Annotated in this window: 12 protein-coding genes; 8 read left to right on the plus strand and 4 right to left on the minus strand. The window is 66.9% G+C overall.

The features are described 5' to 3' along the window. Nucleotides 1-30: 30 nt before the first annotated feature. The 3 genes from AT700_RS08895 (at nt 31) to AT700_RS08905 (ending at nt 3665) form a co-directional block, all read left to right on the plus strand. A complete protein-coding gene (locus AT700_RS08895) occupies nt 31-1191 on the plus strand; it encodes an ABC transporter ATP-binding protein (RefSeq protein ID WP_003119710.1) in 1161 nt (386 codons plus the stop codon). A gap of 43 nt (nt 1192-1234) precedes the next feature. After that, on the plus strand, nt 1235-2599 hold the full coding sequence (gene oprB / locus AT700_RS08900) for a carbohydrate porin OprB (RefSeq protein ID WP_003116413.1): 1365 nt from the start codon (nt 1235-1237) through the stop codon (nt 2597-2599). 214 nt (nt 2600-2813) lie between these two features. Next, entirely contained in the window at nt 2814-3665 is an 852-nt protein-coding gene (locus tag AT700_RS08905) for a D-hexose-6-phosphate mutarotase (protein ID WP_003113443.1), read from the plus strand. A gap of 8 nt (nt 3666-3673) precedes the next feature. On the opposite strand, the gene AT700_RS08910 is transcribed toward AT700_RS08905, so the two are convergent. Next, complete coding sequence (locus AT700_RS08910) at nt 3674-4531, minus strand: MurR/RpiR family transcriptional regulator (protein ID WP_048520918.1); 858 nt, start codon at nt 4529-4531, stop codon at nt 3674-3676. A gap of 186 nt (nt 4532-4717) precedes the next feature. On the opposite strand from AT700_RS08910, the gene zwf reads away from it, so the two are divergent. Genes zwf through AT700_RS08925 form a run of 3 tightly spaced genes read left to right on the plus strand, consistent with a single transcriptional unit; the run spans nt 4718 to nt 7570 of the window. Beyond that, nucleotides 4718-6187, plus strand: coding sequence for a glucose-6-phosphate dehydrogenase (gene zwf / locus AT700_RS08915; protein WP_003116414.1), 1470 nt, complete (start codon nt 4718-4720; stop codon nt 6185-6187). Then, nucleotides 6174-6890, plus strand: a complete 717-nt coding sequence (gene pgl / locus AT700_RS08920) for a 6-phosphogluconolactonase (RefSeq protein WP_003107678.1) — start codon at nt 6174-6176, stop codon at nt 6888-6890. Before zwf ends, pgl begins: the two co-directional genes overlap by 14 nt. 17 nt (nt 6891-6907) lie before the next feature. Continuing rightward, on the plus strand, nt 6908-7570 hold the full coding sequence (locus AT700_RS08925; RefSeq protein ID WP_003113440.1) for a bifunctional 4-hydroxy-2-oxoglutarate aldolase/2-dehydro-3-deoxy-phosphogluconate aldolase: 663 nt from the start codon (nt 6908-6910) through the stop codon (nt 7568-7570). An 89-nt stretch (nt 7571-7659) separates the two neighbouring features. On the opposite strand, the gene AT700_RS08930 is transcribed toward AT700_RS08925, so the two are convergent. Beyond that, entirely contained in the window at nt 7660-8097 is a 438-nt protein-coding gene (locus AT700_RS08930) for an NUDIX hydrolase (RefSeq protein ID WP_003452789.1), read from the minus strand. Between the two features lie 147 nt (nt 8098-8244). Between AT700_RS08930 and rluB the strand changes: the two genes are divergently transcribed. Beyond that, a complete protein-coding gene (gene rluB / locus AT700_RS08935; protein WP_003113439.1) occupies nt 8245-9405 on the plus strand; it encodes a 23S rRNA pseudouridine(2605) synthase RluB in 1161 nt (386 codons plus the stop codon). Between the two features lie 92 nt (nt 9406-9497). Next, nucleotides 9498-9875: a hypothetical protein gene (locus AT700_RS08940; protein WP_003116415.1), complete on the plus strand. Its 378-nt coding sequence runs from the start codon at nt 9498-9500 to the stop codon at nt 9873-9875. A 106-nt stretch (nt 9876-9981) separates the two neighbouring features. Here the strand turns inward: AT700_RS08940 and AT700_RS08945 are convergent, their stop codons facing one another. Continuing rightward, complete coding sequence (locus tag AT700_RS08945) at nt 9982-10905, minus strand: GGDEF domain-containing protein (protein ID WP_003105929.1); 924 nt, start codon at nt 10903-10905, stop codon at nt 9982-9984. A 228-nt stretch (nt 10906-11133) separates the two neighbouring features. Then, the gene (gene gltS / locus AT700_RS08950; protein WP_047689853.1) at nt 11134-12348 is read right to left on the minus strand and encodes a sodium/glutamate symporter; all 1215 of its coding nucleotides are present in this window, start codon (nt 12346-12348) and stop codon (nt 11134-11136) included. Nucleotides 12349-12368: the final 20 nt, after the last annotated feature.

Raw genomic sequence — 12368 nt, forward strand, 5'->3', positions numbered from 1 at the left:
CGGGTCGCTGACCCCGGAGACGAACGAAACATGGCAACCCTCGAACTGCGCAACCTGCACAAGAGCTACGGCAGCGGCCTGGCGGATACCCTCAGGGACATCCGGCTGAAGATCGACTCCGGCGAATTCCTGATCCTCGTCGGGCCCTCGGGTTGCGGCAAGTCGACCCTGATGAACTGCATCGCCGGGCTGGAGAGCATCACCGGCGGTGCGATCCTGGTGGACGGCCAGGACATCAGCGGCATGAGCCCCAAGGACCGCGACATCGCCATGGTCTTCCAGTCCTACGCCCTGTACCCGACCATGAGCGTGCGCGAGAACATCGCCTTCGGCCTGAAGATCCGCAAGATGCCCCAGGCCGCCATCGACGAGGAGGTGGCGCGGGTGGCCCGGCTGTTGCAGATCGAGCACCTGCTCGAACGCAAGCCCTCGCAGCTCTCCGGCGGCCAGCAGCAGCGGGTGGCCATGGGCCGGGCGCTGGCGCGGCGGCCCAAGGTCTACCTGTTCGACGAGCCGCTGTCCAACCTCGATGCCAAGCTGCGGGTGGAAATGCGCACCGAGCTGAAGCTGATGCACCAGCGGCTGAAGACCACGACCGTGTATGTCACCCACGACCAGATCGAGGCCATGACCCTCGGCGACAAGGTGGCGGTGATGAAGGACGGCGTCATCCAGCAGTTCGGCACGCCGCAGCAGATCTACAACGACCCGGCCAACCTGTTCGTCGCCAGCTTCATCGGTTCGCCGCCGATGAATTTCATTCCGTTGCGCCTGCAGCGCCGGGACGGACGCTGGACCGGCCTGCTCGATAGCGGCCAGGACCGTATCGAACTGCCGCTGAGCCTGGAGCCCGGCCTGGAGGAGGGGCGCGAGCTGATCCTCGGCGTACGACCGGAGCAGATCGCCCTGGGCGATGGCAGCGCTGCCCATGACCTGCGTACCGAGGTCGAGGTGCTCGAACCGACCGGGCCGGACACCCTGGTCTTCGTCACCGTCAACCAGGTCAAGGTCTGTTGCCGCCTGGCGCCGGACGTCGCGCCGGCCGCGGGCAGCGGCATGAGCCTGCGCTTCGATCCCGCGCGGGTCCTGCTGTTCGACGCGCAGAGCGGCGAGCGCGTGGCCGTGCGCACGGCGGGCGTGGTGGCGGAGAAGGTCACCGCCTTGAACGGCAATCGCCAGAAGAACTCCTGAATCCTTTCGTACTGCCTAGACCACAACCACGAGGACGCTGGAAATGTACAAGAACAAGAAAACCAGACCGGCCGCCAGGACCGTTGGCTGCCTGTTTGCCCTTGGAGCGCTGGGCTTGGGGAGCGCGGCGCACGCCGCCGAGGCGTTCTCCCCGAACTCGAAATGGATGCTCGGCGACTGGGGCGGCAAGCGCACCGAGCTGCTGGAGAAGGGCTACGACTTCAAGCTGGAGTACGTCGGCGAGGCGGCGGCCAACCTCGACGGCGGCTATGACGACGACAAGACAGGACGCTACACCGACCAGTTCGCCCTGGGCGTGCACATGGACCTGGAGAAGATCCTCGGCTGGAAGGCTACCGAGTTCCAGTTCACCGTCACCGAGCGCAACGGCAAGAACCTTTCCAACGACCGCATCGGCGACCCGCGTGCCGGGCACATCAGCTCGGTGCAGGAGGTCTGGGGCCGCGGGCAGACCTGGCGGCTGACCCAGCTATGGCTCAAGCAGCAGTACTTCGACGGCGCGCTGGACGTGAAATTCGGCCGTTTCGGCGAGGGCGAGGACTTCAACAGCTTCCCCTGCGATTTCCAGAACCTGGCCTTCTGCGGCTCGCAGGTGGGCAACTGGGCGGGGAGCATCTGGTACAACTGGCCGGTCAGCCAGTGGGCGTTGCGGGTGAAGTACAACTTCGCGCCGGACTGGTACGTGCAGGTCGGCGCCTACGAGCAGAACCCGTCGAACCTGGAGACCGGCAACGGCTTCAAGATGAGCGGCAGCGGGACCAAGGGCGCGCTGCTGCCGGTGGAGCTGATCTGGCAGCCGAAGGTCGGCGCCGAGCAACTGCCGGGCGAGTACCGGCTGGGTTACTACTACAGCACGGCGAAGGCCGATGACGTCTACGACGACGTCGACGGCCAGCCGCAGGGGCTGACCGGCAACGACTTCAAGTCGCGCGGCAGCAAGCATGGCTGGTGGGTGGTGGCGCAGCAGCAGGTCACTTCGCACAACGGCGATGCCTCGCGCGGGTTGAGCCTGTTCGCCAACCTGACGGTCCACGACAAGGCGACCAACGTGGTGGACAACTACCAGCAGCTCGGGGTGGTCTACAAGGGGCCGTTCGACGCGCGGCCGAAGGACGACATCGGCCTGGGCATCGCGCGCATCCATGTCAACGACGATGTGAAGAAGCGCCAGCGCCTGGTGAACCAGGTGAACGGCATCGACGACTACGACAACCCGCTGTACCAGCCGCTGCAGGACACCGAGTACAACGCCGAGCTGTACTACGGGGTGCATGTGACCGACTGGCTGACGGTGCGGCCGAACCTGCAATACATCAAGCAGCCGGGCGGGGTCGACGAGGTCGACAACGCGCTGGTGGCGGGGATCAAGATCCAGACGGTGTTCTGATCGTCGCGTTGCCTGCTCCGGTGTTGTGCCTGGACCCGCCCGAGCGTTTCGGGCGGGCCGTTTTTTTCCGGCGACCGCTCTTCCCGGCTGCCTGTTACAAACCGACTACGCTTTTCCTGTGCCGATCATTTGGGGCTTGCGTGCGAAATGTAGTAAAACTACACGGATGCACGCCCGGGCTTTCCGGGAAGGGGAGAGGGTAGGACAATCGGACATGCTTGAGCATCCGCTGCAGCGTTTCTTTCATTCCATGCGGGCCAAGCGACCGTTCGACTGGGTACGCTTCCAACGTCGCGATCTGCTGTTGATCGACCATCCGCTGTGCCAGGCCGTATTCAGTCGGCAAGGGGCGCAGCTCCTGCATTTCCAGCCGCAGGGCGAACGCCCGTTGCTGTGGTGCGCCAGCGAATGGCCGGCCCTCAGCAGCGCGCCGGTGCGCGGCGGCATCCCGGTCTGCTGGCCGTGGTTCGGCAGCCATCCGAACGGCAGCGAATGGCCGCAGCAGGGCTGGGCGCGGCAACGCGAATGGCGCCTGCTGGATGCCTACGCCGACGAAAGCAAGGTGGTGGTGAGCTGGCAACTGGACCTGGAGGACTGGCACGTGCGCCTCGATGCGCGCCTTGGCCAGCGCCTGGAGCTGGAGCTGTGCAGCTACCATGAGGAAGACGACGATTGCCTGTTCAGCTTCGCCCTGCAGCCCTACTGGCGGGTCGGCGCGCTGAGCCGGGTGGTGGTGCACGGCATGGAGCTGGAGTCGGCTCGCGGCCAGCGCGGCGCTTCGCGGATTCCGGGAACCTGGATACCGCGCGGCGCGGTCAAGCAGGTGCTCTACCATCCCGGATCGCTGGTGCTGGAGGACGGCGGCTGGAACCGCCGCTTGCGGATCGACAAGAACGTCAGCGCCGGCAGCGTGATCTGGCACCCCGGCAGCCGCCCGGTGGAGCAGGTCGAGCCGGGCGAAGCGGAACGCTTCCTCTGTATCGGCGCCGCTGGCTACCGCCCGGGCGGGCTGATCCTGGCGCCCGGCGAACGCATGCGCCTGAATCTCGCCGCCGGCCTGCAATAGGCGGGCGGTCAGTTGTCCTCGTCGAGGGGATAGCGGGTTGGCACCAGGCTTTCCTTGATCCGCCGCAGGTGCGGCTGGAAGTCCACGCCGCGGCGCAGGGTCACTCCGGTGGCCAGTACGTCGAGCACGGTGAGCTGGACGATCCGCGAAGTCATCGGCATGTAGATGTCGGTGTCTTCCGGCAACGGGATGTCCAGGCACAGGGTGCTGGCCCTGGCCAGCGGCGAGCCGGCGGCGGTCAGGCCGAGCACCGAGGCGCCGTTCTCCCGCGCCAGGTGCGCCACCTCCACCAGCTCGCGGGTGCGTCCGGTATAGGAAATCACCACGAACAGGTCGCCGGTATGCGCCACCGAGGCGATCATCCGTTGCATCAGCACGTCGGCCTGGGCGCTCACCGCCAGGTTGAAGCGGAAGAACTTGTGCTGCGCGTCGAGCGCTACCGAGGCCGAGGCGCCAAGACCGAAGAAGTGGATCTGCCGGGCCTGGATCAACAGGTCCACGGCGCGGTCGATGACGCGTGGGTCAAGCAACTTGTGGGCGCTGTCGAGGGAGGCGATGGTGTTGCTGAAGATCTTCCGCGTATAGGCTTCCGGCCCGTCGTCCTCGGCTACCGCCTGGGTTACGAAGGCAGCGCCGCTGGCCAGGCTCTGGGCCAGCTGGATCTTCAGTTCCGGATAGCCGCTCATGCCGAAGGAGCGACAGAAGCGGTTCACCGTCGGTTCGCTGACCGCTGCCGCCTGGGCCAGGGCGGCGATGCTGAAGCGGGTGGCCTGCTGCGGGTTCTGCAGGATGACCTCGGCGACTTTGCGCTCCGCCTTGTTCAGTTCGTCCAGGCGGCTCTTGATCTGCTCCAGCAGGTTTTTCATCCGGGTTCCTCGTGTTCTGTCGGCCCGGCGGGGAAGGGCCGGCGGCGGCGCCTATCCTAACGTCAGGCCGCCATGCGACCAACAGCGTGGCGGGCTGGGAAAAATATGTTGTTTAATTACTACATATTTGTCTTAATTGCGCAGTGGATGGCTCAATATCACTCAATATTTGGTTGGTAACAACAAATGCCTGATGTCCGCGTTCTGCCTTGCACGTTAGCGCTGTTCGGTGCGCTGGGCGATCTCGCCTTGCGCAAGCTGTTCCCGGCGCTCTACCAACTCGATCGTGAGAACCTGCTGCACCGCGATACCCGCGTCCTGGCCCTGGCCCGTGACGAAGGCGCTGCCGCCGAACACCTGGCGACGCTGGAGCAGCGCCTGCGCCTGGCAGTGCCGGCGAAGGAGTGGGACGACGCGGTCTGGCAGCGTTTCCGCGAACGCCTCGACTACCTGAGCATGGACTTCCTCGACCCGCAGGCCTATGTCGGCTTGCGCGAGGCGGTGGATGACGAACTGCCGCTGGTCGCCTACTTCGCCACGCCGGCCTCGGTGTTCGGCGGCATCTGCGAGAACCTCGCCGCCGCCGGTCTCGCCGAGCGCACCCGGGTGGTGCTGGAGAAGCCCATCGGTCATGACCTGGAGTCGTCCCGCGAGGTCAACGAGGCAGTCGCCCGGTTCTTCCCGGAAAGCCGCATCTACCGGATCGACCATTACCTGGGCAAGGAGACGGTGCAGAACCTGATCGCCCTGCGCTTCGCCAACAGCCTCTTCGAGACCCAGTGGAACCAGAACCACATCTCCCACGTGGAGATCACCGTGGCCGAGAAGGTCGGCATCGAAGGCCGCTGGGGCTACTTCGACCAGGCCGGGCAACTGCGCGACATGGTGCAGAACCACCTGCTGCAACTGCTCTGCCTGATCGCCATGGATCCGCCCAGCGACCTTTCGGCGGACAGCATTCGCGACGAGAAGGTCAAGGTCCTCCGCGCCCTCGAGCCGATTCCCGCAGAACAACTGGCTTCGCGCGTGGTGCGTGGGCAGTACACCGCCGGTTTCAGCGACGGCAAGGCAGTGCCGGGCTACCTGGAGGAGGAACATGCGAATCGCGACAGCGACGCGGAAACCTTCGTCGCCCTGCGCGTGGATATCCGCAACTGGCGCTGGTCGGGCGTGCCGTTCTACCTGCGCACCGGCAAGCGCATGCCGCAGAAGCTGTCGCAGATCGTCATCCACTTCAAGGAGCCGCCGCACTACATCTTCGCTCCCGAGCAGCGTTCGCTGATCAGCAACCGGCTGATCATCCGCCTGCAGCCGGACGAAGGTATCTCCCTGCAAGTGATGACCAAGGACCAGGGCCTGGGCAAGGGCATGCAATTGCGTACCGGCCCGCTGCAACTGAGTTTTTCCGAGACCTACCACGCGGCGCGGATTCCCGATGCCTATGAGCGTCTGCTGCTGGAGGTCACCCAGGGCAACCAGTACCTGTTCGTGCGCAAGGACGAGGTGGAGTTCGCCTGGAAGTGGTGCGACCAGCTGATCGCTGGCTGGGAACGCCTGAGCGAAGCGCCCAAGCCGTATCCGGCGGGGAGTTGGGGGCCGGTGGCCTCGGTGGCCCTGGTGGCCCGCGATGGGAGGAGTTGGTATGGCGATTTCTGAGTTGAAGCTGCCGGCCGGCGTCGGCCTGCAGGTCTGGGGCAGCGCCGCCGAGCAGGCCCGCGGCCTGGCCGCCGAGGTCGCCGGCCGGTTGCGCTCGGCGCTGGCCGAGCAGGGCCAGGCGCTGCTGGTGGTGTCCGGTGGGCGCAGTCCGGTGGCCTTCCTCGAAGCCTTGAGCGAGGAGCCGCTGGACTGGTCGCGGATCACCCTCAGCCTGGCCGACGAGCGCTGGGTGCCGGAGTCCCATGCCGATAGCAACGCCGGCCTGGTTCGCCGCCACCTGCTCCGTGGCGAGGCGGCGAAGGCGCGCTTCATCGGCCTCTACCAGCCGGCGGCGAGCCTGGAGGAAGCGGCCGAGCTGGCCGACCACCACCTGCACGAGCTGCCGTTGCCGATCGACGTGCTGGTCCTCGGCATGGGCGACGACGGCCATACCGCCTCGCTGTTCCCGAACAGCCCTGGCCTGGACCTGGCGATGGATCCCCAGGGCACGCGCCGTTGCCTGCCGATGTGGGCGCCGAGCGTGCCGCACCAGCGCCTGACCCTACCGCGCGCCGTGCTGGCGGCGGCGAAGGTGCAGCTGCTGGCGATCCAGGGCCAGTCCAAGCTGGCCACCCTGAACGCCGCGCTGGCGGTCGAGGACGAACGGCGGATGCCGGTTCGCGCCTTCCTCCGCGCGCCGCTGACGATCCATTGGTACCCCTGAGTGGCGGAGCTGTAGCCATGCACAACCTTGAACAGAAGACCGCCCGCATCGACACGCTGTGCCGGGAGGCGCGCATCCTCCCGGTGATCACCATCGACCGCGAGGCGGACATCCTGCCGATGGCCGATGCCCTCGCCGCCGGCGGCCTGACCGCCCTGGAGATCACCCTGCGCACGGCGCACGGGCTGACCGCCATCCGGCGCCTCAGCGAGGAGCGCCCGCACCTGCGCATCGGCGCCGGCACCGTGCTCGACCCGCGGACCTTCGCCGCTGCGGAAAAGGCCGGGGCGAGCTTCGTGGTCACCCCGGGTTGCACCGACGAGTTGCTGCGCTTCGCCCTGGACAGCGAAGTCCCGCTGTTGCCCGGCGTGGCCAGCGCTTCCGAGATCATGCTCGCCTACCGCCATGGCTACCGCCGCTTCAAGCTGTTTCCCGCCGAAGTCAGCGGCGGCCCGGCGGCGCTGAAGGCGTTCTCGGGACCATTCCCCGATATCCGCTTCTGCCCCACCGGAGGCGTCAGCCTGAACAATCTCGCCGACTACCTGGCGGTACCCAACGTGATGTGCGTCGGCGGCACCTGGATGCTGCCCAAGGCCGTGGTCGACCGCGGCGACTGGGCCCAGGTCGAGCGCCTCAGCCGCGAAGCCCTGGAGCGCTTCGCCGAGCACCGCAGACACTGAGACTGCCCGCCTGGGCATGCCCGGCTTCGGCCGGGTTTTTTTATGCCGTCCGGATTATCCGGGGCATGGAACGGCTAACGTCATCGGCGTTATTCGCCGATGCGCCGGCGTTCCCGCAGATAGTCGCCGAGCCGGCTCTGCAGGTAGGGTACGGCCATGGCATGCGCGAGGTAGGCGTCCACCTCCATCAATCGCCAGTATTGTCCTTCGTCGCCGAAGCGGATGGCCTCGAACTCGCGGTCCTCCAGGCGCGCCACCAGGAAGTAGGCGAAGGGCGCGCTGCCGCTGGTGCTCGGATACTGTCGCTGCCATTCGATACGAGGTTCTTCCAGGCGGATGGAGAACTCTTCCTCGAGTTCGCGCAGGGCGCATTCGGCAGGCGTCTCCAGGCCCTCACGGCCGCCGCCGGGAAAGTCCCAGTAGCCGGGGAAGGGAATGCCGGGTTTTTCGTCGCGTTTGTAGACGACCAGGTGGTCGCCATGGAACAGCGCCAGCTTGGCGCCGCTGAAGGGAGGGATGTCGTGCACCGGGGCCTCCGGGTGGCGGGGTGGGTGAACCCGGCCTAGTCTAGCGGGATTGTCCGGGTTTCCGCCCGGGGACGGTGCTTTGTCCTGACGAAGCGCGTATGATGCGCGCCCTTCGATTCGTTGCCAGCCACACCGGGAGGTGCCCAGATGAACGATACCCCAGAGAATCCCCACGTACCGGTCGGGGAAAAATTGCAGAAAGTCCTCGCCCGTCTCGGCGTCGGTTCCCGGCGCGACGTAGAAGTGTGGATCGCCGAAGGCCGGGTCAACGTCAATGGCAGCGTGGCCAGCCTCGGCCAGCGGGTCGACAGCCACGATGCGATCACCGTCGATGGCCACCTGATCCGTCGCGAAGAGGCCGCCGAGAGTGTCCGTCGCGTGCTGATCTACAACAAGCCGGAAGGCGAGGTCTGCACCCGCGACGATCCGGAAGGCCGCCCGACCATCTTCGACCGCCTGCCGCGCCTGCGCACCGGTCGCTGGATCAATGTCGGTCGCCTGGACATCAATACCACCGGCTTGCTGCTGTTCACCACCGATGGCGAACTGGCCAACCGCCTGATGCATCCTTCCTATGAGATGGACCGTGAATACGCGGTACGGGTGCGCGGCGAGGTCACCGAAGAGATGATCGAGCGCCTGCTCAACGGCGTGATGCTCGAGGACGGCCCGGCCAAGTTCAGCGATATCCAGCAGGCGCCGGGCGGCGAAGGCTTCAACCACTGGTACCACTGCGTAGTGATGGAGGGCCGCAACCGCGAGGTGCGCCGGTTGTGGGAATCCCAGGGGTTGGTGGTCAGCCGCCTCAAGCGGGTGCGTTTCGGCCCGGTGTTCCTGACCTCCGAGCTGACCATGGGCCGCTACCGCGAAATGGACCAGCGCGAGATCGACATCCTCAGCGAGGAAGTCGGCCTCAAGCCGGTGGCCCTGCCGGGCATGACCACCAAGGCGCGCGAGAAGGCCGAACGCCAGCAGCGCAAGCAGGCCCGTCCGCTGGCGCGCAGCGAGCGTCCGGAAGCCGGGCGCAAGCGTGCGCCGCGGCGCGAGGACGGCGAAAATGCCGCTCGTCGCGCGCCGGCTTCGCGTCCCGCGCGCGGTCCGCAGCCGAGCGCCGAGCGCAAGGGGCGCGAGCAGGGCACTCCGGTTGCCGAGCGGCCCCGCGAGAGCAACCGCAAGCCGCGCCCGAGCAAGCCGCGCGACGAGCGTCCGGCCAGCGCGCCGGGCGACAAGCCGGCGGCCCGCAAGCCGCAGGTCAAGCGGCGGCCGAAACCGGCCGGCGACGGTATGCGTCCGGGCTTCCGCCGCTGAGCGGAAAGCGCCCTGGAAAGGCCCCTTCGGGGGCCTTTTTCATGCCTGGGAATCGGTGTCTAATGGTCGCTCGCACACAAGGAGGTGGTGAAATGCACAGGATCCTGGCTATCGCGCTCTGCATGCTATGGAGCGTCGCCGGGCTGGCCGCGGATGCGGCGATGCCGGCGCAGAGCTGCGCAAGCCTTGGCGAGGCGACGGCCGGCCCCGAGGACAACTTCCGTCCGCCGCTGGAGGGCGAGGTGATCGACAAGGGGCGCGCCTATTTCCACAGCGCGCCGCGTGCCGACTGTGTCACCGGGGTCTTCGTGATTCCCGGCGACTTCATCACTGTCTACAAGCCGAGCGGCGAGTGGCTGAACGTCATGTACGTGGCTCGAGACGGCAAGGAAACCAGCGGCTGGCTGCTGGAGAAGCGCGTCCGCTTGCGCCAGGCCTATGGCGGCCCGGACGAGCCGGCGCAGCCATAAGAGGCAGGACCTTGGCGGAAACCGTGACTGCGCCGGTGAGAGCCGTTGCTACTGCCGTCGCCCGATGCGCCCGCTCCGCGCTTCGGGGTGTGCGAGCCGGCAAGCCTCAGGCGCAGCGCAGGCGGTTGCGGCCGTCGCGCTTGGCTTCGTAGAGCGCCTCGTCGACCCGTCGCAGCAGGTCGTCGCTGCCTTCGCCGGGTCGCAGGTCGGCGCAACCGAGGCTGATCGACAGCTTCAGCGGTTCGCCGGCGTGCCGGTAGTCCAGTTCCTCCACCGCCTGGCGCAGGCGTTCGCCGACCATGCAGGCAGCCTGCAGTGGCGTGCTGGACAGCAGGACGAGGAATTCCTCGCCGCCGAAGCGGAACACCATGTCGACATTGCGCAGGTGGTCCTTGATGGTTTCCGCCACGGCCTTGAGGGCTTCGTCGCCGACGGCGTGACCGTAGTGGTCGTTGACCCGCTTGAAGTGGTCGATATCGAGCATCAGCACCGAGAGCGGTTGCAGGTTGCGCCGGGCCAGTTCCAGTTCGCGGCCGAGCGCCTGGTCCATGGCGATGCGGTTGCCGGTGCCGGTCAGGGCGTCGCGCAGGGCGGTCTGGATCGCGGCGCGATAGAGCAGGGCGTTGCGCAGCGGGAACAGCAGGGTGCCGAGCAGGCTCTCCAGTTGCCGTTGTTCGTCTTCGCCGAGGCGCTGGCGGCGACGGAAGATCAGTTCGCCGAGGTAGTCGCTGTCATGGCTCAGGCGATAGCTCACCGAATGCTTGGCGCTGCTGCCGAACTCCAGGCGCAGGTCGGAGCCCGGATGGCGGTAGCCAAGGGCATCCAGCGGGATCAGTTGGCGGACTTCCTCGAAGAACAGGCCGAGAATCCGCTCCGCCTCCAGGCTGCTCTGCAACTGTAGGGTCAGTTGCTGGCGCAACTCCGTCAGGTTGCTGGCGCGCGGCCCGCTGGCGTTGCCGCCGGGCTGGGGGCCGCGCTTCTGCTTGGCGGCGTCGAAATCGATGGTATTGGACTGCTTGGGAGGAGCCATGCGCGGAACCTCTGGCGCGAAAGACGGCGACAGTAGGGCTAAGGCGAGTTTCGTGCCAGCCAACTGAAGAACGGAGAAATCAGAGGCACAGACAGGTTTTCCTAGGAATGGTTTCCACATTCTGTAGGAATTTCGGAGAGATTTCGACGGAATAATGGCGTTTTGCTGGCAAGTGGCCGAGGCGCTCGTCGGAAAGCTGGCGCTCCGCTAGCGGAGCGCCGCCATGGTTCAACTGAAGGCGTTGATGAACCAGGTGATCGCCGGGATGGCGACGAGATCGATCAGTACCGCGCCGCACAGGGGCACGATGATGAAGGCCTTGTGCGAGAACACCCGATAGTGCTCGCAGACCGCGCCCATGTTGGCCACCGCGTTGGGCGTGGCGCCCAGGCCGTGGCCGAGGAAGCCGGCGCAGAGCACCGCGGCGTCGTAGTTGCGGCCGAGCAGGCGGAACAGCACGAAGATCGTCAGTAGCAACAGCACCGCGACCTGGATGAACAGTACGCCGAGCAGCGGCAGGCCGAGGTTCTCCAGCTCCCAGAACTTCAGGCTCATCATCGCCATGGTCAGGAAGATGCCCAGGCAGACGTCGCCCAGGGTGCCGACGGCGTGGTCCGGAATGCGCAGCCAGCCGAGACGGTCGTCGAGGTTGCGCAGGACGATGGCGATGAACATCGCCCCGACATAACTGGGCAGCACCAGGCCCAGGCGTTCCTCGAGCGCGTCGCCGAGCCAGAAGCCGAGCACCATCACCAGCAGCACGCAGGTCAGCAGGCGCAGCAGGAGATTGCCGTCCAGCGTGGCCGCCGCATGCTGGCGTCGCTCCTGCTGGCCGAGGGCTTCCAGCCGATTGTCGCTTTCCGCCTGCACCGGCAGGCGGTTGCGTTCGATCAGCCAGCGCGCCACCGGGCTGCCGAGCAGCCCGCCAGCGACCATGCCGAAGGTGGCCGAGGCCAGCGCCACGGTGGTCGCGCCCTGGGCGCCGAGCCCTTCCGCAACCGGGCCGAAGGCCGCCGCCGCGCCGAAGCCGCCTTCCAGCGACACCGCGCCGGCCATGATCCCGAGCAACGGGTCGAGGCCGAGCAGTCCGGCGCTGCCGACGCCGATCAGGTTCTGCAGTATCGCCAGCGCCCAGCAGGCCGACAGGTAGACCAGCAGGGTCTTGCCGCCCTTGCGCAGCAGGCCGAGGCTGCCACCGAGGCCGACGGTGGTGAAGAACGCCACCATCAGGGGCGTCTGCAGGCTGGTGTCGAGGCCGATGTCGAGCCTGCCGCGATCCCTGAGCAGCCAGACCAGGAAGGCGAAGCCGAAGCCGGCGATCACCGGCGACGGTACGCACAGACGTGTCAGCCAGCGGCTGCGCTTCTTCAATTGGCTGCCGAGGGCGAGCAGGAGCAGGGCGAGGGCGGTGGTGGACAGGGCGTCCAGGTGCAATGTCGGCATGGCGTGGCTCTATTGTTGTT

This window comes from Pseudomonas aeruginosa (genome assembly GCF_001457615.1).
In the GTDB taxonomy this organism is placed as follows: Bacteria; Pseudomonadota; Gammaproteobacteria; order Pseudomonadales; family Pseudomonadaceae; genus Pseudomonas; species Pseudomonas aeruginosa.